19 protein-coding genes, 1 tRNA gene and 3 pseudogenes are annotated in these 17,499 nt (G+C 62.4%); 10 read left to right on the top strand and 13 right to left on the bottom strand.

The window, feature by feature from the left end; all coding sequences use genetic code 11:
* Positions 1 to 6: 6 nt before the first annotated feature.
* From HDE77_RS13670 to HDE77_RS13635, 8 genes and pseudogenes are all read right to left on the bottom strand, one after another.
* Positions 7 to 684 (bottom strand): hypothetical protein, encoded by a 678-nt coding sequence (locus HDE77_RS13670; protein ID WP_184418025.1) that lies wholly within the window; start codon positions 682 to 684, stop codon positions 7 to 9.
* Between the two features lie 170 nt (positions 685 to 854).
* On the bottom strand, positions 855 to 1,847 hold the full coding sequence (gene nudC / locus HDE77_RS13665) for an NAD(+) diphosphatase (protein WP_184418024.1): 993 nt from the start codon (positions 1,845 to 1,847) through the stop codon (positions 855 to 857).
* Positions 1,848 to 1,860: 13 nt separating this feature from the next.
* Positions 1,861 to 2,229: an iron-sulfur cluster insertion protein ErpA gene (gene erpA, locus HDE77_RS13660; RefSeq protein WP_184418023.1), complete on the bottom strand. Its 369-nt coding sequence runs from the start codon at positions 2,227 to 2,229 to the stop codon at positions 1,861 to 1,863.
* 46 nt (positions 2,230 to 2,275) lie between these two features.
* Positions 2,276 to 2,709: pseudogene (locus HDE77_RS13655) on the bottom strand (polymer-forming cytoskeletal protein).
* Positions 2,696 to 3,451, bottom strand: coding sequence for a DUF6776 family protein (locus tag HDE77_RS13650; protein ID WP_184418022.1), 756 nt, complete (start codon positions 3,449 to 3,451; stop codon positions 2,696 to 2,698). The pseudogene HDE77_RS13655 and the gene HDE77_RS13650 overlap by 14 nt, the downstream one beginning before the upstream one ends.
* Before the next feature lie 116 nt (positions 3,452 to 3,567).
* Positions 3,568 to 4,038, bottom strand: coding sequence for a bacterioferritin (gene bfr, locus HDE77_RS13645; protein WP_184418020.1), 471 nt, complete (start codon positions 4,036 to 4,038; stop codon positions 3,568 to 3,570).
* A gap of 169 nt (positions 4,039 to 4,207) precedes the next feature.
* Positions 4,208 to 4,405: a (2Fe-2S)-binding protein gene (locus tag HDE77_RS13640; RefSeq protein WP_184418018.1), complete on the bottom strand. Its 198-nt coding sequence runs from the start codon at positions 4,403 to 4,405 to the stop codon at positions 4,208 to 4,210.
* A 67-nt stretch (positions 4,406 to 4,472) separates the two neighbouring features.
* Entirely contained in the window at positions 4,473 to 5,033 is a 561-nt protein-coding gene (locus HDE77_RS13635; RefSeq protein WP_184418016.1) for an RNA pyrophosphohydrolase, read from the bottom strand.
* A gap of 178 nt (positions 5,034 to 5,211) precedes the next feature.
* On the opposite strand from HDE77_RS13635, the gene HDE77_RS13630 reads away from it, so the two are divergent.
* Positions 5,212 to 5,288, top strand: a tRNA-Met gene (locus HDE77_RS13630).
* A gap of 175 nt (positions 5,289 to 5,463) precedes the next feature.
* Positions 5,464 to 6,681, top strand: coding sequence for an integrase arm-type DNA-binding domain-containing protein (locus HDE77_RS13625; protein ID WP_184418014.1), 1,218 nt, complete (start codon positions 5,464 to 5,466; stop codon positions 6,679 to 6,681).
* Here HDE77_RS13625 and HDE77_RS13620 read toward each other — a convergent pair.
* Positions 6,629 to 7,366: a restriction endonuclease gene (locus tag HDE77_RS13620; protein WP_184418012.1), complete on the bottom strand. Its 738-nt coding sequence runs from the start codon at positions 7,364 to 7,366 to the stop codon at positions 6,629 to 6,631. The genes HDE77_RS13625 and HDE77_RS13620 overlap by 53 nt on opposite strands.
* Positions 7,367 to 7,544: 178 nt before the next feature.
* Here HDE77_RS13620 and HDE77_RS13615 point away from each other — a divergent pair.
* Positions 7,545 to 8,038, top strand: a pseudogene (locus tag HDE77_RS13615) (IS3 family transposase); the annotation flags it as partial.
* A gap of 8 nt (positions 8,039 to 8,046) precedes the next feature.
* On the opposite strand, the gene HDE77_RS13610 reads toward HDE77_RS13615, so the two are convergent.
* Together HDE77_RS13610 and HDE77_RS13605 are read right to left on the bottom strand one after the other, a co-directional pair.
* The gene (locus HDE77_RS13610) at positions 8,047 to 8,799 is read right to left on the bottom strand and encodes a LytTR family DNA-binding domain-containing protein (RefSeq protein WP_184418010.1); all 753 of its coding nucleotides are present in this window, start codon (positions 8,797 to 8,799) and stop codon (positions 8,047 to 8,049) included.
* Positions 8,796 to 9,995, bottom strand: a complete 1,200-nt coding sequence (locus tag HDE77_RS13605; protein ID WP_184418008.1) for a histidine kinase — start codon at positions 9,993 to 9,995, stop codon at positions 8,796 to 8,798. The genes HDE77_RS13610 and HDE77_RS13605 overlap by 4 nt, the downstream gene beginning before the upstream one ends.
* Before the next feature lie 51 nt (positions 9,996 to 10,046).
* Between HDE77_RS13605 and HDE77_RS13600 the strand changes: the two genes are divergently transcribed.
* The 5 genes from HDE77_RS13600 to HDE77_RS13580 are packed head-to-tail and all read left to right on the top strand — an operon-like array spanning position 10,047 to position 14,059.
* Entirely contained in the window at positions 10,047 to 11,060 is a 1,014-nt protein-coding gene (locus tag HDE77_RS13600) for a rhodanese-like domain-containing protein (RefSeq protein ID WP_184418006.1), read from the top strand.
* 2 nt (positions 11,061 to 11,062) lie between these two features.
* The gene (locus tag HDE77_RS13595) at positions 11,063 to 11,572 is read left to right on the top strand and encodes a YeeE/YedE thiosulfate transporter family protein (RefSeq protein ID WP_184418005.1); all 510 of its coding nucleotides are present in this window, start codon (positions 11,063 to 11,065) and stop codon (positions 11,570 to 11,572) included.
* Positions 11,569 to 12,108 carry a YeeE/YedE thiosulfate transporter family protein gene (locus tag HDE77_RS13590; protein WP_184418004.1) on the top strand — a complete coding sequence of 180 codons (540 nt, stop codon included), beginning with the start codon at positions 11,569 to 11,571 and terminating at the stop codon, positions 12,106 to 12,108. Before HDE77_RS13595 ends, HDE77_RS13590 begins: the two co-directional genes overlap by 4 nt.
* Positions 12,105 to 12,689, top strand: coding sequence for a rhodanese-like domain-containing protein (locus HDE77_RS13585; RefSeq protein WP_184418003.1), 585 nt, complete (start codon positions 12,105 to 12,107; stop codon positions 12,687 to 12,689). The genes HDE77_RS13590 and HDE77_RS13585 overlap by 4 nt, the downstream gene beginning before the upstream one ends.
* The gene (locus tag HDE77_RS13580) at positions 12,683 to 14,059 is read left to right on the top strand and encodes an aminotransferase class V-fold PLP-dependent enzyme (RefSeq protein WP_184418002.1); all 1,377 of its coding nucleotides are present in this window, start codon (positions 12,683 to 12,685) and stop codon (positions 14,057 to 14,059) included. The genes HDE77_RS13585 and HDE77_RS13580 overlap by 7 nt, the downstream gene beginning before the upstream one ends.
* An 88-nt stretch (positions 14,060 to 14,147) precedes the next feature.
* Here the strand turns inward: HDE77_RS13580 and HDE77_RS13575 are convergent, their stop codons facing one another.
* Positions 14,148 to 14,555: a hypothetical protein gene (locus HDE77_RS13575; protein ID WP_221444277.1), complete on the bottom strand. Its 408-nt coding sequence runs from the start codon at positions 14,553 to 14,555 to the stop codon at positions 14,148 to 14,150.
* Between the two features lie 463 nt (positions 14,556 to 15,018).
* Here HDE77_RS13575 and HDE77_RS13570 point away from each other — a divergent pair, with 463 nt between their 5' ends.
* Together HDE77_RS13570 and HDE77_RS13565 are read left to right on the top strand one after the other, a co-directional pair.
* Positions 15,019 to 15,273: a helix-turn-helix transcriptional regulator gene (locus HDE77_RS13570; protein WP_184418001.1), complete on the top strand. Its 255-nt coding sequence runs from the start codon at positions 15,019 to 15,021 to the stop codon at positions 15,271 to 15,273.
* On the top strand, positions 15,270 to 16,601 hold the full coding sequence (locus tag HDE77_RS13565; RefSeq protein WP_184418000.1) for a type II toxin-antitoxin system HipA family toxin: 1,332 nt from the start codon (positions 15,270 to 15,272) through the stop codon (positions 16,599 to 16,601). Before HDE77_RS13570 ends, HDE77_RS13565 begins: the two co-directional genes overlap by 4 nt.
* Before the next feature lie 153 nt (positions 16,602 to 16,754).
* Here the strand turns inward: HDE77_RS13565 and HDE77_RS13560 are convergent.
* A pseudogene (locus HDE77_RS13560) lies at positions 16,755 to 16,991 on the bottom strand (exonuclease domain-containing protein); the annotation flags it as partial.
* Positions 16,992 to 17,499 lie beyond the last annotated feature (508 nt).

Here is a 17,499-nt window from a genome sequence, read left to right as displayed (position 1 = left end):
CGTGCGTCAGTGGCCGAAGATCACGCGGTGAGTGATCTCATCCACCGCGGCATCGGCTTGCGGATGCTCGGAATGCGGTCCGCAACCGTCCAATTGCAGCGCGCGATCCACCAGCTGAGGGGTGCTGAGCTGGTCGCGGCCGTTCTCCATCTCCAATTGCTTGTCCGTGCAGCGGATATATTCGGTGACTGCGTGCACGGCACCCTTGATGTTGGATCTTGCTTCAAGTTGGATGCCACCGATCAGGGGTGTGGCGACACCGGGTATCTGATCGGCCTTTGCTCGCTGCGCGTTTTGAAGTGCCGACCGGAAATCGCTGGGCCCGTAGCCGCTGTGAAGATCATCGACAGTTGGCGGCACCACCGCAACGACCCAATCGGTGGGCGTCGCTGATGGGGAGTTCGTTGGGCGCGTGACCGCAGCGGTCGAAACCTTGGGCGGCGCGATTGCTGGTGGCGCGGGTGGCACCTTGGCCGGCAGTCGCGCGAGAGCGCGAACCGACAAGGATCGGCGAATATTCGGCGCCGCATCGAAGAAGCTAAGCCGAAGCACATCAGCCTCGCGCTGACGCCGCACAGGCTCGACCTGACGCCATGAGGGGTGCAGCACCAGCAAGAGAACGATGAGGTGGCCTACGCATACGCTAGCGAGGATGGCTCCCCGTCGCGCTGCGTCACGCCGCATTGATGCACCGCGACTACGCGCAACGCGCGGGCCAAGCGGTGCATTCGAGCCGGTGTGTAGTGAGTTGCCCCTGCGTGCCATCTCCGATCCCTGTGATGTGCAGGAGATATGACAGGCGAATAGGGCTCAAGTTCGGCTAGGTAGGGCCGCCGAGGTGACTCGCACAGGAGTCAGCGCGAGTTGCTGTTGGCAACCAGCTCATCCAGATCCAGCCCCGCTCGCTGCTGCAGCCAGTGCGCCAGCAAGTGGTAGGACACCGACAACGCCATCGATGGCAGGAAGCTGCCGTCGGCCAGCCCATCGACAATTTGCTTCGGCGTAAACCAGCGCGCGTCTTCCAGTTCGTGGTCGCGCTTGCTGATCTGGCGCGACACCGCGGTGGCGATGAAGCCGACCATCAGCGAGGCAGGCATCGGCCATGGCTGCGAGGAGTGATAGCGCACTTCGTCGACGATGACGCCGGCTTCTTCGGCCACCTCGCGGCGCACCGCATCTTCCAGTGATTCGCCCGGCTCGACGAAACCGGCCAGGGTCGAGTAGCGACCTGGCGGCCAGCCGGCCTGGCGACCGAGCAGGCACGCGCCGTCGTGTTCGACCAGCATAATGACGGCCGCATCGGTGCGTGGGAAATGCAGGCGGCCGCAGTCCTCCGGGTTCGTGCAGCGTGCGCGATGGCCGGCGGCGACCAGTAGCAAGGGAAAGCCACAATGAGCGCAGTACCGCGTCTCGCGCTGCCAGTGCGACAGGCCCTTGGCGTAAGCAAACAGGCCGGCTTCGTCCGCCGACAACTGCAGGCCCGCAGCGCGCAGACCCACGCGACGCGCATCGAGTGCAGTTTCCAGGGTATCGATGCGGGTGGCATCGTCCAGCACCAGCATGAAGTGCGGACGCTGGTTGGCGATGCCCAGCAGGCTCGCCGGCGTGTCACCGAGCAGTTGCTCGCGCTCGTTCGCGTCGAGCCACCGCAAGGCCTCGCCGCCTTGTTGCAGGAAATCCTTCTGCATGAAGGCCTCGCCCGCCGCGTCCAGCAACAGATAGCGCGCTTTAGCAGAGCGTGCCTGCTCGGCGATCCAGGCGGATTCGTCGCGCCGCTCGGCGACGCGGTCGAGGATCAGACTGAGTCCGGCGAAGGTGTTGGGGCGCGGCAGCTTGGCCCGATCCATGGAAACGATCCGCTCAGGTGGAGAACGAGGAGCCGCAGCCGCAGGTGGTCTTGGCGTTCGGGTTGCTGATGACGAACTGCGAGCCGCTGAGGTTCTCGGCGTAATCGATCTGCGCGCCGGTGAGGTACTGCAGCGACAGCGGGTCGCACAACAGCGTCACGCCTTCGCGTTCGATGGCAAAATCGTCCTCCGCCTGGGCTTCGTCAAAAGTGAAGCCGTACTGGAAACCCGAGCAACCGCCCCCAGTGATGTACACCCGCAGTTTCAGCGCCGGATTGCCCTCTTCGGCAATCAGCTCATGCACTTTGTGTGCGGCGGCCGCGGTGAACACCAACGGCGTGCCACTGCTGCGGTAATCGGGAATGCTGACGAACGTTTCCATAACTCTTCTAAATGGGGCCGTGACGGACAAGCGCAAGCATACCGCTTCAGGCCGGTAAGGCCTCATCCAGCGCAGTAGGGGCGGGCGCATCCGGTGCCGGCAGTTCGCGCCGAACTTCCTCGATCTGGCGGGAGATCCGGCCGTTGACCTGTGCGCCGGCCGCCATTTCCAGCGTGTGATAGCGCAGATCGCCGTCGATGCGTGCCTGTGGCGCCAGCTCCAATCGGGCACTGATGTGAACGTCGCCCGTCACATGGCCGTTGATCACGGCGTGTGGAACGCGGATCTCCCTTGCACCTGGCCATGCTCGCTGAGCGTGAACATCGCCTCCTCGCCCTCGCCCAGCACGGTGCCCTCGATGCGCCCATCCAGGTGGAGTGCGCCGCTGAAACGCAGGTCGCCGCGGATCACCGTGCCGCGGGCGATCAGGCTGGTCTCGTGGCTGGTGCTGCTGCGTTCATTGCGTTTACGGTTGAGCATCGGGATCCCCATGGGCTGTCGTGGTGATGTTGCCGCTGAGCGCATCGCCCCAGGCGACCGTTCGGGTCACCGGTTCGTCACCCGCGGGCTGAATGCTGATGCGCAGCCGGGTCGGACGGAAATCCGCCGGCAGCACGATGGTGCCGTGCAGCTGCTGAAAATACATGAAGTGGAACGGCAGGCCATCCTTTTGGGCGGCATCGCCAAGCGCCGACCAATCCAGTTGTACCACCTTGTTGGCGCGCAGGCCTTCCACGCTGACCAGCGCATTGCCGGTCATCGCATCGTCGCGGCGGGTACTCTGGGTCAGGCTGAGAGTGAGGTTCCAGCCGCGCGAACCCGCGATCGGCTGCAGTTTCACCTCTTGCAGCTTCAAACCCTCGCGTTGCGCATCGCCGCCCACCAGCCGCGAATAGAAGCCCAGATCGGCGCGCAGACCGTTGATCTCTTCCTCGCGCTGCGCCAGCGTGCCACGCAGCGAGCGAGTGGCAACATCATTCACCTGGTCGCTACGCTGCAGGTTCACGAGCTGCTGCTGCAGGTCATCGATCTGTGCGCGCAGGGTGCGCAACTGCCGCTGATCCACGGCAGCCGGAGCGGTGTGCCGTGCGAGCAGTCCGACCACCAGCCCGGTCAGCAGCAGGCTGCCCAGCCACGCCAGGCCGAACCACAGCCGACGCTGGCGGTTGCCCATGTCATCCTGCTTGCGCACGACAAAGCGCGGCGGTGGTCGTGAAGCCATACGGACCCGTCCGGGGAAAACCCAACGTATAGCGCTGCCACGATCACAGCGTCAAGGAACGAGCGTGCGCTTGGGTGGCCAGCTGTCACCTGGACAGCTGGTTCGGGCGTAGCCGCTCAGCTCTGCATCTTGTTTTGCAGGTAGCGCTCTGCGCCGATGTCCTTGACCAGGCTGAACTGGGTCTCCAGCCAGTCGATGTGTTCTTCCTCGTCATGCAGGATGTTCTTGAACAGATCGCGGCTGACGTAGTCGGCGATGCCTTCGCTGTGCGCGATCGCCAAGCGCAAGTCGACCACGGCGGCCATTTCAAGATCCAGATCGCCTTGCAATGCCTCCAGCGCGTTTTCGCCGATGCGCAGCTTGCCCAGATGCTGCAGGTTGGGCAGACCATCGAGAAACAGAATGCGCTCGATCAGATGATCGGCATGCTTCATCTCCTCGATCGACTCTTTGTACTCGTGCTCGGCCAGCTCGGTGTAGCCCCAGTCCTTGTACATGCGGTAATGCAGGAAGTACTGGTTGATCGCGGTCAGTTCGTTGTAGAGCACCTTGTTGAGGAACTCGATGACTTTCGCATCGCCTTTCATGATCGCTCTCCGGCAGGCCAACTGGGCAGGCCGACACTATACAAACTCCGTACGCGTGCCGACGAAATGGGAATGGCTACGGTTTGGCCGCGGCCACCCGCACCGCTAGCTGTGTGAGGCGAGCGGGGTGCGCAGAAAAGTACGGGGATTTGGAGCGAAGAGCGTCCGCTCAGGCCGCGACGGTTGGCATCTGGCCGAACAGGTGTTCGACGGCCTTGCTGAGCGTGGCGCGCGCTTCCTGCTCGCAGCAGCCACAGCAGTCGGAACAGCCGGTGCGGGCCTGCAATTCGGCAAAGGAATGCACGCCATCGGCCGCTTCGCGGCGGATGTCGTGGTCGGTAACGGCGTTGCACATGCATACGTACATGGTGCGTATGAGAACGCGAATGCGAATGATTGTCAACAATTAGTCGAAAACCGATTCAGGTTTCGCTTCAGGCAGCTTCGCGGCCATCGCCCGGGCCGGGCGTCGGGCCGTCGGCGGTATCCCGCGGTGGCAAGGTGCCGAGTTCGACACTGAACAGGCCTTCCACCAGCGGCGCAAAGTGGCGCAGTGCCCGCTCATAGACCTGCCGCTTGAAATTGACGACGTGCGCGGCCGGGTACCAGAAATCCACCCAGCGCCAGATGTCGAACTCCGGCTTGTCGCAGGCATCGAGCTTCAGTGCTTCTTCGTCGCCCACCAGCTTGAGCAGAAACCACACCTGCTTCTGGCCGATGCAGGTGGGACGCTGATGATGGCGCACATAACGATGGGGCAGCCGGTAGCGCAGCCATCCGTGCGTGGCCGCAATGACCTCCACGTGCTGCGGAGCCAGCCCAGTTTCCTCTTCCAGCTCGCGGTACATCGCCTCCAGCGGCGTTTCATCCGAGCGCATGCCGCCCTGCGGAAACTGCCAGCCATCGCGATTGATCCGGCGCGCCCAGAACAGCCGGCCGTCTGCATTCAGCAGCACGATGCCCACATTCGGACGATAGCCATCAACGTCGATCATCCCGCCTCCTGGAGCCATACGGGTGCCATGCGCAAGGCAAAAGCACCCAATCCTTGCCCCGATTCAACCACAGCGCGCAAAGCACCCGCAAGCATCAGACTTGAACGCGAGGCCCAGGACGACTAAACTTCCGCGCCCCGCCCGTATCGTTCTGATCCGGCATGGCGGGTTTCCGAATGGCTATGTAGCTCAGCTGGTTAGAGCACAGCACTCATAATGCTGGGGTCGGTGGTTCGAGTCCACCCATAGCCACCAAAAAGTAATCCAGCGACATCCAAAGTAGGCCGGCAGACCCAACAACATCAAGGGTTCCGGCCTTTTTCATGTCCAGCGTAGTAGCATGCCGTCCACTACAATCTACCGTCACGGAGCGGTAGTTTTGGCGGGAGATCTCTGCCGTCAAAAAAGCTACCGCCAAAGGGCTGCCGTTATGTCGCTGTCCGATCTACAAATTAAGAATGCCAAGCCAGCTGACAAAGCCCGCAAGCTGACAGACGGCGGCGGCATGTATCTGCTGCTGAACACGAATGGCTCTCGCTGGTGGCGTTTTGACTATCGGTTTGGCGGAAAGCGAAAGACTCTGAGCATGGGTACCTATCCGGACACGGGCCTGAAGGAGGCTCGCGAAAAGCGCGATGCCGCCCGCAAGCTGATAGCCGCTGGCGTTAATCCTGGCGCGCAACGCAAGGCCGTCAAGGCCGCTGGCGTGGATCGTGCCGCCAACAGCTTTGAAGTGATAGCGCGCGAGTGGTTGGCTGTAAGGCAGCATGAGTGGACGCCAGGCCAGTTCGCCAAAGAGCGGGACCGGCTGGAGAACCATGCTTTCCCGTGGATTGGACGCTTACCCGTGGCTGACGTAGGTGTTGCTGAAATTCGGCCACTGCTGGCGCGCCTTGTAAAGCGTGGGCATAAGGAACAGGCGCACCGGCTGAGGAACCAGTTGAGCCGAGTGTTTCGTTTCGCTGTCGCCACCGAGCGCGCAAGCCGTGATCCTGCGGCTGATCTGCGCGATACCCTCCCAGCACGACAGCCACAAAATTACGCGACGATCATCGATCCGGTGCAAGTTGGTGAACTGATGCGAGCGATCGACGGTTTTACTGGCACATTCGTAGTGGAGTGTGCGCTCAGGCTGGCACCCTTGTGGTTTTGCCGTCCGGGCGAGATCCGCCAGGCGGAATGGGCGCAATTCGACCTAGATGGCCAAAATCCTGTCTATAAGGTGCCGCCGATGATCCAGAAGTTGCGCAAGGCAGCCAAGGAGAACCCCAATACCAAACCACACTCTGTTCCACTCGCGCGTCAGGCCGTAGCCATCTTGCGTGAGCTGCATCCGCTTACTGGTCGTGGTAAATACGTGTTCCCCGGCGCGCGTAGTTCCAGCCGCAATATGTCAGACGGTGCGGTGAATGCAGCTCTGGCCCGAATCGGCTACAAAGGCATCATCACCGGCCATGGCTTCCGCCACATGGCCCGCACTCTGTTGGGTGAGCTTGGTTGGAATCCCGAGGCGCTGGAGCGACAGCTATCGCATAAGGAACCAGGTGTGCCCGGCGTCTACAACAAGACGCAGCACTTGCCTGAACGTCGGAAGATCATGCAAGAGTGGGCTGATTACCTAGATACGCTGAAGGCGGGCTGCGACTAGCTACCCAGCTTCGAAGTGATCGCAGTATTTGAGACCGTAACGGCGGCGTCTGACCTTCGCGCACCATCGCAAGCAACGCCTCACCATGAATCAGCTCAATCGGCTTGCCCAGCGCAAAACGCTTCGCATCAGTGGTGTAGTCGCCCACTGCAACGATCTTCACTGCCGCCGCGCCATGATGCGCCAGCAAACCAAACATCTCACGCACGACCTTGACGTCGACGTGCTGCGTCTTCCATTGCTTGCACTGCACGAGCGTCGTCTTACCGCCCTTACGCAGGCTCAGGTCGACACCACCATCCGCACCGCCAAGCCCAGTTTCCTGGATGGCATAACCGCGGCGACGAAACGCCTCGCCTACCAGCATCTCAAACTCGCGCCAGCTCATGGCGCACAAGCTGTCGAGTCCGGTCTGTGTATCCAGCAAGTGTCTGCGGCTACGTTGACGAAAGAAGGAGATGAGACCGCCAGCCCAGCAAATGCCCAACGCTATCCACCCGAGGGGCGCGTAGGTGCCGTTAGCGGCCTGCTTGCCCAAACCAATCAATATCGGACTGCTGCCTGAGCTGAGATACCAGCCGATGCCGTAGCGAAAACCGATGTAGGCGAGCAGGCCAAGCAAGATGCAGACCGGCCATGGCAGCGAGATCAAGACCTCAACGCCACCTCCCTTGCGTTTTGCCATGACTCCCCCTGAGCGATGTACCGCCGGGGTACCATACCGCGAATGCGTCGGTGTAACCATGCGGAAGGCGGGCAGTCGAAGCCCCAGCTAAATGAGTTGGGCAGCCGCCCCAACGTAGCCTCAATGTCGCGAGCCGACAGTAAGAAAGCAGACCTCCCCATCGAAAGGATCACCCATCCAACTGGGGCCGCCCCGCATCTGGCGCGACCTCCAAAACAAAGGCGTCCGCGTGGGCAAGCATCGGCTGCTGATGCTGATGCAGAAACACGGCATTCGCGCGAAGGGCAAGAAACGGTTCGAGGTGACCACCCACAGCAACCATGACCTGCCGATCGCCCCCAACCTGCTCAACCGTCAGTTCACGGTGGCCGCGCCGGATAAGGTCTGGGGTGGTGACATCACCTACGTCGCTACCGACGAAGGCTGGTTGTTCTTGGCCGTGGTGATCGATCTGTTCAGCCGTCAGGTCGCGGGTTGGTCGATGCGCGAAGACATGACCCTGGATATCGTCATCGACGCGCTGCGCATGGCCTGGTTTAAACGTCATCCCAGCAAGCAGGCGGGACTGATCTTTCATAGCGACCGCGGAAGTGTGCCAGTGAAGACTTCCGGGATCTGCTCAAAGACTACGGCTTCACTGCGTCGATGAGCCGCCGCGGCAACTGCTGGGAAATGCCACATCACATGGCGCGGAAACGATGGCGAAACGCGTCGCTCACGCGAAGCGGCTCGGTGATGCCATGGAGCCAGACAAGCAAGCGACCATCCCCGTCCGGCTTGACCTGCCGGATCGCCGACACGCGAACGATGGCATTGCGATGAACCCTCCAGAACACTTCCGGATCGAGCTTGAGCATCAGATCCTTCAGCGGCGTCCGGATGAATGCGGCATCGGCGGCGGTGGCTACGCGGGTGTACTTTTCCTCGGACTGGAAAAAAATGACGTCTTCAATGGGGATCATCCGGACGGTATCGCCGATGCTGGCGGTAATCCAGGTGATCGTCTCCGCTCGCGTCAACCGGCCGGTGAGGCTGTCGATCAATGCCGTCAGATCGACTTGCGTTGCGGGCTGGCGGCTGCGCAAACGTGCCACCGTTTCGGTGAGGCGATCGGCGCGGATTGGTTTCAGCAGGTAGTCGATGGCGCCAGCGTCGAAGGCCTTCACCGCGAATTCGTCGTGAGCGGTGATGAAGACGACTTGGGCTGGACTTTCGGCCTGTTGTGCCACCTCAAGACCACCAAGTCCCGGCATGCGGATGTCGAGGAAGGCAACGTCCGGTTTCTTCGATGTCCACGCATCAAGCGCGCTGATGCCATCAGCGCATTCGGCGACAACGATCAGCTCCGGCCACAGGGTTGCCAGCATGCCGCGCAGCTCCGTTCGCTGCGGTTCCTCGTCTTCGGCGATGAGGGCCGTTATGGGTGCGGTCATGGGAACGTGAGCGGAATGTGGATGCGTGCGGTCACTCCGCCTGCGGCTCGTGCTGCGATGTCGAAGCGCGCGCGCGTTCCGAAACGATCGTGGAGCTGGGCGCGAACATTCGCGAGGCCCAGGCCGGGCGTGGTGCCGGGCTGCAATCCCCGGCCATCGTCCTCGACGCTCACGCTCAGGAATCCGTCCGCGGCGCCGGCGATGATCGCGATCACGCCGGGGCCCGGTTTCGGCTCGATGCCGTGGGTCATCGCGTTCTCTACCAGCGTCAGCAGGATCAACGGGGGAAACGGCAGCGCCCGGACATCGTCGCTCGCATCGACGTGAACCTCAATGCGGCCGGCCGTACGGACATTCATGATCTCGAGATAGCCCAGGCAGAGATCGATCTGGCGACCGAGTGTGGCTTCCTCGATGCCGGTTGTGCGGATGCGTGGCAACGCGACTCGCAGATACGCCGCAAGCGCGTCGATGGTTCTTGCAGCGCGCTCGGGCTCGCTGGCGATCAGTGACCGCACCGACGCCAGCGTATTGAAGAGGAAATGTGGTTCGACCTGCGCCTGCAGGATGGCCAATCGCATGTCGGCTGCGTTTCGTTCCGCGCGCAGGCTTTCGATCTGGCGACCCGCTGCGTACTGGGCAAGGCGTCGCTGTTCGCCAAGATAATAGATCGCTGAGAAGCCTCCGCCCGCGACGATCAGTACAAAGACGGACGCGTTGATGGTGGCAGCGAGAAAGTTTGAAACGGCTTGGCCGAGCAGGTTGGGTCCCATCGGGCGCCCGGCATAGGCCTGCATGAGATGGGCGTGATAGGTGCCCGCCCAGTCCAGGGCGATGACGCCGATCCATAGCCCTAACAGGATCGCCAACAGTACCAGCGCGCGCTCCACCACCAGCGGCAGATGCCATTGCCGAATCAATGTGGCGAGCAAGGGGCCCGTCGAGACTGCGATCAACGATGCGACGCAAGCCCGGAGCGCGAGCCCCGGCCAGTCACCCCATGCATCCATGCCCGACGCATGCCAGGTGGCATACGTGCAACCGGCGAGGATCGCCAGCGGCCACAACACGATTCCCCGGCGCAGCAACCAGGACCAGGTGAAGGTGCGAAAGCTCTGGTAGAGCGTCCAGCTGCCGAGATCCGACAACACGCTTCGCGGCAGTCGGGCATGCAAGTCGTCGTTGGGAAAATCCATGCGTGACACGTTAGCAAAGCACGCGCGATCACGCACACGAACCATCCGCGCATGGACCGTTTCGTCACATCGCCGACCGGTTCCGTCGCATGCCCATCCCGCTGTGCTCCCGCGTGTCCTATATCTGTCGCACACACGACATCGGGAGAAACCATGCAGATCAAGATTCTGGCGAAGGCGGCAGTTGCGTTTGGGATCCTCGTCGGGTCCGCGACGATGCCGTACCGCGCGAATGCGCAGGCCACAGCGCAAGCCGAGCCATGGGTATCCACAGCGTGGCTGGAAAGTCACCTGCACGACCCGAACCTCGTGCTGCTGCAGGTCGGCGAAGAGTCGCAGTACAAGTCCGCGCACATTCCCGGCGCGCGTTTCGTCCGTCTTGCCGACGTCGCAGCCACGTCGGGCGAGCTTTCGCTGGAAATGCCGACAGCGTCGGAACTGCGCCAGCGACTGCAGCGCCTCGGCATCTCCGACGGTTCCCGCGTCGTGGTGTACTTCGGAAACGATCAGGTCTCCGTGGCGACGCGGATATTGTTCACGCTGCAATCGGCCGGGCTGGGAGCGCATGCCGACCTGCTCGACGGCGGTATGCCGAAGTGGCGCCGCGAGGGCCGCGCCGTGACTGACCGGGCCATCGCCGCCACACAGCCGGGAACGCTGACGCCCTTCAACCTTCAGCCAACCATCGTCGATGTCGGGTTCGTGCGCGCGCACGCCCGGCAACCGGATTACGTGCTCATTGATGCGCGTGCCGCGATGTACTTCGACGGCCTCGAAGAGAGCGGCGCGGATGGTCACCCCCGCCGCGGCCATATTCCCGGTGCGCACAGCCTGCCCTTCACCGCCATCACCAACGACGATCTGACCCTGAAGAAGCCAACCGAACTGCTGGCCTTGTTTCGCAAGGCCGGCGTCAAGCCGAGCGATCGGGTGATCGCCTACTGCCACATCGGCCAGCAGGCGACGGCGGTGCTGTTCGCGGCGCGTGCCGTGGGGATCGATGCCGTGCTGTACGACGGTTCATTCGAAGACTGGACGATGCGCAATCTGCCGGTCGAGCTCTGACGATGCGCCCACTCCGTTCCTATGCCGAACCACATGCGACCGGCGTTTGCCTGGGCCTGGTGCTGCTCGCCTGCTTCGCGCTGACCGGGCAGGGGCTGGGAGCATCCGGTGCTTTCGCGAGCGTGGCGAGTGGGGTCATCGCCGCAGTCTCGCCGGAAACCGCCGTGCACAGCGCGTACTTCCGGAGCTATCTCCAGGACGGTTCGCCGTGGACTGCCTGGCTTGTCGTCGAAATCATGGGCGTGCTGGTTGGAGCCGCTGCGTCGGCTGTTCTGGCAGGACGAACACGACTGACGTTCGTCCGCGCCGTCCGTCCGTCCGGCGGCAGGCTGTTCGCTGGTCTCGCAGGCGGCATGTTGATGGGCGTCGGGGCAGCACTGGCACGAGGCTGCACCAGCGGCCTCGCATTGAGTGGTGGTGCTCTGCTCAGCGCCGGCGCCTGGATCTTCATGGTGGCGCTGTTCCTCGCCGGCTTCCTCGCCGCGCCGCTCGTGCGCAGGCTCTGGCCATGAACGATCTGCTGATCGCGGGAGGCATCGGCATTGCGTTCGGCTGGGCACTCGAATGCGCCGGCTTGGGCGATCCACCGAAGCTCGCCGGCCAGTTCTACCTGCGAGACTTCACCGTTCTCAAGGTGATGTTGAGCGCAATGCTGACCGCGATGCTCGGTGTCTTCTGGGGCGGACGACTGGGCATGCTTGATCCCGGTGCACTCTACGTGCCCGAAACGTATCTGCTTCCGCAACTTGTCGGCGGTCTGGTCTTCGGACTTGGCTTCGTGCTGAGTGGCCTGTGTCCGGGCACATCCTGTGTAGCGCTGGCCAGCGGCCGCGTCGAAGGTGCCGCGACGATGCTCGGGCTGTTCGCTGGCGTGCTGCTTGTCGGCTTGGCCTTCCCACGGATCGAACCTTTCTACCGCTCGACACCACACGGCCCGTTGACACTCCAACGCCTCACGGGCCTGCCTTACGGAGTCGTGGTCGCGCTGGTCACGGTGGTCGCCGTTTCGACGTTGGCATGGATCGCGAAGCGGGAGGCAGCACAATGAGACTGGTGCGAGGGTTGGGCATCGGTGCGCTTGCATTGGGCCTGGTGGCGCCTTTCGTAGGTAGCCCCTCTCGCACGCAGCAGCGAGGGCTTGATCTGGATTCAATCGCCCGTGCGATCGACGAGGGCTCCGACCATGTCAGCGCCCGCCAGCTTGCAGAGTGGATACGCGATCGCCGACCGGGACTTCGCATTATCGACGTCCGCTCGCCTGATGAGTTCCACGACGACGCGATCCCGACGGCGGAGAATTTGCCGATCGACCAGTTGGTGAGGTCGCGCTTTGCCCCTGACCAGACCATCGTCCTTTACTCGCAGGAAGGGGCGCATGCCGGCCAGGCTTGGGTCATGTTGCGCTCGCTCGGCGTGACTCAGGCGGTATTCGTACCGGGTGGTCTTGCCGACTGGCGCGAGGAGGTCCTGAGTCCGCTGCTGCCGGCGAATGGTCCGCCCGCGGAACGTGCACGGATCGTGGAATTGAGCCACTACTTCGGCGGCTCTCCCCGGATCGGGGGAGAGCAGGAAGGCGAAGTTGCGGGTGCGGCGCAGACCGGGCAACGCTCGCGGAGGCGCGGATGCTAGCGCGTGCAATGCAATCCACTGATGCGACCGAAGCATTCGACTTCGCCGCTCTTCGCGCCAGTGAATTCGCGCGTCTCGATACCGCCGGCATTGCCTATCTCGATTACGCGGCGAGCGCGCTGTACGGCGCCTCGCAGGCACGAGCGCATGGTGACCGACTGGCGCAGGGGATTTTCGGCAATCCCCACTCGGAGCATCTGGCGTCCCGCCATAGCGCTGCCGCGCAGGCGGCCGCCCGTGTCGCCACGCTCGCCTTCTTCGATGCCGATCCAGACATCTACGATGTCTGCTTCACCGCCAACGCGACGGCAGCCATCAAGCTCGTCGCCGAGAGCTACCGATTTTCGTTGCGCTGCGGACTCATTCTTTCGGCCGACAACCACAATTCTGTCAACGGCATTCGGGAGTTTGCCAGGCACGCACAGGCGCCCGTCAGCGTGCTGCCGCTGGATACGGAACTCCGGCTCGATCGCGGATCTGCGAGCCTGCGGGCGAGCGTCGAGCGACAGGGCGAGGGTTTGTTCGCCTTCCCGCAGCAGTCCAACTTTTCCGGAGTACGTCACGATCTGTCGCTCATCGAAGAAGCCAGGGCCCTCGGATGCGATGTCCTGGTCGATGCAGCAGCGGCCGGCCCATCCGGCGGGCTCAGCCTGAGGGAGCACTCCGCAGACTTCGTCGTTTGTTCGTTCTACAAGCTATTCGGTTTGCCAACCGGCGTCGGGGCATTGATAGCGAAAAAGTCGGCCTTGGGCCGCCTTCGAAGGCCGTGGTTTTCGGGCGGAACTGTGGAGTTCGTGTCCGTCGCGCACGGGCGGCATGCCCTGAGGACGGGCCATGAGGGATTCGAGGACGGAACCCCCAACTTTCTCGACCTCGCCGCCATCGAGCCCGGATTCGCCTTTCTCGCCCGCATGCCACGCCCGTGCCTGCGTGCCCATATCCAGTCCCATACGCAGCGTTTCCTGGCACTGGCAGCGACACTGCGACACCCTAATGGAGCGCCGCTGGTGCGTCTGTATGGCCCGCGGGATATGGAGCAGCGGGGAGGTATCGTCGCCTTCAACGTGCTGAAGAACGATGGTTGTGTCCTACCCTACGAGCGTGTCGAGTGGCTGGCGCGCGAGCATGGCGTCGCCATCCGAGGTGGTTGCTTCTGCAATCCCGGAGCCGCCGAAAAGGCATTCGGATTCGATGCCCTAGGAGTAGAACACTGCTTCGACAAACTCGAAGGCAGCTTCAGCATTGAGGCGTTCCGGAGTTGCGTGGGGCGTGCCGCCACCGTGGGTGCGCTGCGTTTGTCCGTCGGCGCCCCCACGACGCACAGCGACATCGAGCGTGCCGTGGCATTGATCGTTGCCTGCGGCAAATAGGTTCAGCGCGTAGGGAGCCTGTGTCACTGATCAAGCTTCAGCAATTCGCAGGCTTGCGACTCATGCGTACCACTCCCTACCACTGGACTTATGCACCCAGCGCCTCATGATACGGCCGCATTACGTTGTGCACGCGGTCGATGATGGCGTAGTGCCACAGATCGTCCAGTGTCACCCGGCGCGCACGACAGACCTCACCCAGTGCCTCCAGCGCCACGTCCCGGCCGATCTTGTTGCGGTACTTGAAGCAGTCCGCCGCCGTCTTGGCTGGGTTGAACACCGGCACGCTGATCCCATCTACCCCGACCGGCTCAATGCCCTCGCTCAGCGCGGCGCCGGACATGCGTACCATCCGCAGCGCCGGCTGTTCCAGCCGCGGAGCCGGCATGGTTTGTGGAATCGCCAGCCATACCTCGAACGGTGCCTGCGTGCCGATCTCATGTAGGCGCAGCGCCGACAGCAGGCAAACCACCCCGCGCGGCACGCGGATCGCCACTTCGGCCAGCGAACGGTGCGCGCTGATCGAGCGCTGCGGCAGGCTGTATGTAGCTCAGCTGGTTAGAGCACAGCACTCATAATGTCCACCCATGCCACCAAGACCTTGTTTCAAGGCGTCCCATGAAAGCCCAACAATCTCTCAAAACCCGCTTCATAGCGGGTTTTTGTGTGTTGGTGTCCCAACGACTCAACGGCGCTCATGCGGTTCGGTGTAATGCTGGGATAGCAGGGGCTTTGCCGCAGATTTGGCGAGCCGCATACCTGGTGCGCCGCAGGGGTTTGAACAACCAAGAATGGCAGCTGGTATAGGCAGTCTTAGACATGAAGGCGTGCCCACCACGTTCTTCAGCGATGGACTGGTATCTCGCGGCCGCGTCACTCGGATGCTGCTGCAGTTGATTTTTTGACTTATTTGTCAAATAGTACGCAATAACTTCAAATTTTAGACAAATACGTCAAATATGCAGACCTTGCTGGAAATGGGCGAAGCCGTGGCAGCGAGACGGCGATCACTTGGCCTGAAACAGGGCGAGGTGGCCGCGCGCGCCGGTATCAGCCAGGAAATGCTCTCCCGTTTTGAGCGGGGCAAGACGGCTGAGTTCGGCTCACGCAAGCTGCTAGCTGTGCTGGCGGTGTTGGGTATGGAGCTGCAGGTCATCGAAACGGGCGTGTCCGGCTCACTCGATGAGCTTCGTCGCGAACGTGGTGGTGTATGAGTCTGGCCATATACGTACTCGGGCGTGAGGTCGCCACACTCGAGGCCATCGGCGATTTCAAAAGTTCGATGACCTACCGAGCCGGTGTGGCGGCGGAGGACTTCGTCTCGCTGACGATGCGAGTGCGGCCGGAGTCCTACCTTTGGGACGATGTGCTGCATCCGGTTTTCCAGATGAACCTGCCGGAGGGTTACCTGCTGCAGGTGCTGCAGGAGCAATTCGGCCCGCACATCGGCGCGAGCCCGATGGCGCTGCTGTCGGTGATTGGCCGCAACATGATCGGGCGGGTCCAGGTGGCCCCACCGGGTGCGGATCTGGAAGAGCCGCCAAATCCGGTCGATGTGGCTGGGTTGCTCCAAGGCGACAACTCAGAAGAGGTGTTCAACGAACTGGTGCGCCAACACGCGACCAGTGGTGTTTCAGGTGTTGTTCCCAAGTTCCTCGATGGTGACATCGCCAAGCTGAGCAAGGGGCTGCACAAGAAGGCCACGCTGTTCACCCATCAGCACATTATCAAGGGCTCGTCGAGGTTGCTGCCATTCGTGTCCTTGAACGAACACCTGTGCATGCAAGTGGTACGGCGGGTGATGCCCTCCGCCAAAACCGAAGTCTCTCGCGACGGCCAGGCCCTGGTCGTCCATCGTTTCGACGTGGATGAAAGCGGCGCGCGTCATTGGGGCATGGAGGATTTCTGCGCGCTGCTGGGCCTACGTCCCGCGGCGAAATACGAAACCACCTGGGAGCGCATTGCCAAAGCCGTGCGCGACCACGTGCCGGTGGCCAATCGGCCAACGACCTTTCGGCAAATGGCGACCTTGCTGCTGCTGACTTACGCCTTGCGCAACGCCGACTGCCACGCCAAGAACGTCGCGCTGCTGTACACGCGACTCGATGACGTCCATCTGGCGCCGGCCTACGACATGATCACCACCGCGGCCTACCCGGACTACCAGCGAAACCCGCCAGCGATCGCGTTCATGGGCAAGAAGACCTGGGAGCCCGGCAAGAGCCTGCATACGTTCATCACGACAACGTTTGGCCTGCCCATGCGCGAACAGGTCGAGATTGTTGACCAGGTCGCCTCGGCCATGGCCGAAGTCGGTCCGCTGGTCCGCGAAGCGATGCAGCACCATCCTGGGTTTGTCGACATTGGGAAGCGAATGCTCTTGGCTTGGCAAGAAGGAATCGCCGGGCTTCGTGACAAGCGTATCTACGCTTCTGGTCCTTTGGCGTTGGGCGAGGCTTTCGCAGGCTTTTCGGATCCGGAGCCTACTAGGCCAAAGCAGGCCGTAGTAGGTAGGTCTGATCTGCTTGGGCGAAAGAAGTGAAGGAAGTGAAAGCCGGCTGACGAATCTTTGGCGGTGCCCGAAGCAACGCGCGACGAGCCCGGTTCGGGCACAGTGGCGCGGCGTGAGTCCCTGTCGCTGGCTTTCGGCAAGCAGGAACCGGGCGTCGAAGCTGGCGTTGTGGGCGGCCAGCATGTCGTCGCCGATGAAATCCAGCAGTTGCGGAATCACTTGCGCCACCGGTGGGGCGCTGTCGACCATTCGTTGCGTGATGCCCGTCAGCGAGGTTACGAACGGCGGGATGCGTACGCCGCAATTAATCAGCGTCACGTACCGCTCGGTCACCGCGCCATCGACGATGCGTAGGGCTGCCACCTCGGTAATGCGGTCGCCAGCGGCGGCGCTTAGGCCTGTGGTCTCGAAATCGAGCATGACGATGGGTTGGTCGAACAAGGCAAGTCTCGCGGGTCACGCCCCGATCAGCGTCTGAAGAGAATAGCGTCTTGGCCAGCCAGTCAGATCACCTAGCTCCTGTTGATGAGGGAGATCGCAGAGTCGATACCATTTTGGATTGGGCCGTCCGACTTATATGCCACTGCGTCGACGCTGGACTGGGCGGTCTCTCAGAGCGGTGCTCGCACACTTTCCGCCCAATGAAGAAGTCCTCGCAAAGTCCGGGGAGGACATGAAATAAGTCTCCACCCGTCACTAGCGCGGCCGATGGTTGGCCACATCGACCTATTTGATGCGATTCGCTGGCAGAGAAGAGTCGCGACCACGACATTGAAGCACGCGGCCGCGCGCTATCCCTCGTGTGACTTCGCCGAAAGAACGATCACTCGGTCAGGTCTGGCCTGCCCACTGCGTAGCAACCCCCGGTTTCCAGCGCATTGATTCAATGCGCTTGCGGGCTGGCTTGCGCCAATTTTGGTTCGTGGTT

The sequence above is a fragment of the Rhodanobacter sp. MP7CTX1 genome, assembly GCF_014205795.1.
GTDB lineage: Bacteria > Pseudomonadota > Gammaproteobacteria > Xanthomonadales > Rhodanobacteraceae > Rhodanobacter.
This window is presented reverse-complemented; position numbering and strand designations above follow the sequence as displayed.

Coding starts and splice junctions, on each gene's coding strand:
- HDE77_RS13670 (WP_184418025.1), bottom strand. CDS start 684: ATGCGGCGTGACGCAGCGCGACGGGGAGCCATCCTCGCTAGCGTATGC.
- nudC (WP_184418024.1), bottom strand. CDS start 1,847: ATGGATCGGGCCAAGCTGCCGCGCCCCAACACCTTCGCCGGACTCAGT.
- erpA (WP_184418023.1), bottom strand. CDS start 2,229: ATGGAAACGTTCGTCAGCATTCCCGATTACCGCAGCAGTGGCACGCCG.
- HDE77_RS13650 (WP_184418022.1), bottom strand. CDS start 3,451: ATGGCTTCACGACCACCGCCGCGCTTTGTCGTGCGCAAGCAGGATGAC.
- bfr (WP_184418020.1), bottom strand. CDS start 4,038: ATGAAAGGCGATGCGAAAGTCATCGAGTTCCTCAACAAGGTGCTCTAC.
- HDE77_RS13640 (WP_184418018.1), bottom strand. CDS start 4,405: ATGTACGTATGCATGTGCAACGCCGTTACCGACCACGACATCCGCCGC.
- HDE77_RS13635 (WP_184418016.1), bottom strand. CDS start 5,033: ATGATCGACGTTGATGGCTATCGTCCGAATGTGGGCATCGTGCTGCTG.
- HDE77_RS13625 (WP_184418014.1), top strand. CDS start 5,464: ATGTCGCTGTCCGATCTACAAATTAAGAATGCCAAGCCAGCTGACAAA.
- HDE77_RS13620 (WP_184418012.1), bottom strand. CDS start 7,366: ATGGCAAAACGCAAGGGAGGTGGCGTTGAGGTCTTGATCTCGCTGCCA.
- HDE77_RS13610 (WP_184418010.1), bottom strand. CDS start 8,799: ATGACCGCACCCATAACGGCCCTCATCGCCGAAGACGAGGAACCGCAG.
- HDE77_RS13605 (WP_184418008.1), bottom strand. CDS start 9,995: ATGGATTTTCCCAACGACGACTTGCATGCCCGACTGCCGCGAAGCGTG.
- HDE77_RS13600 (WP_184418006.1), top strand. CDS start 10,047: ATGGACCGTTTCGTCACATCGCCGACCGGTTCCGTCGCATGCCCATCC.
- HDE77_RS13595 (WP_184418005.1), top strand. CDS start 11,063: ATGCGCCCACTCCGTTCCTATGCCGAACCACATGCGACCGGCGTTTGC.
- HDE77_RS13590 (WP_184418004.1), top strand. CDS start 11,569: ATGAACGATCTGCTGATCGCGGGAGGCATCGGCATTGCGTTCGGCTGG.
- HDE77_RS13585 (WP_184418003.1), top strand. CDS start 12,105: ATGAGACTGGTGCGAGGGTTGGGCATCGGTGCGCTTGCATTGGGCCTG.
- HDE77_RS13580 (WP_184418002.1), top strand. CDS start 12,683: ATGCTAGCGCGTGCAATGCAATCCACTGATGCGACCGAAGCATTCGAC.
- HDE77_RS13570 (WP_184418001.1), top strand. CDS start 15,019: ATGCAGACCTTGCTGGAAATGGGCGAAGCCGTGGCAGCGAGACGGCGA.
- HDE77_RS13565 (WP_184418000.1), top strand. CDS start 15,270: ATGAGTCTGGCCATATACGTACTCGGGCGTGAGGTCGCCACACTCGAG.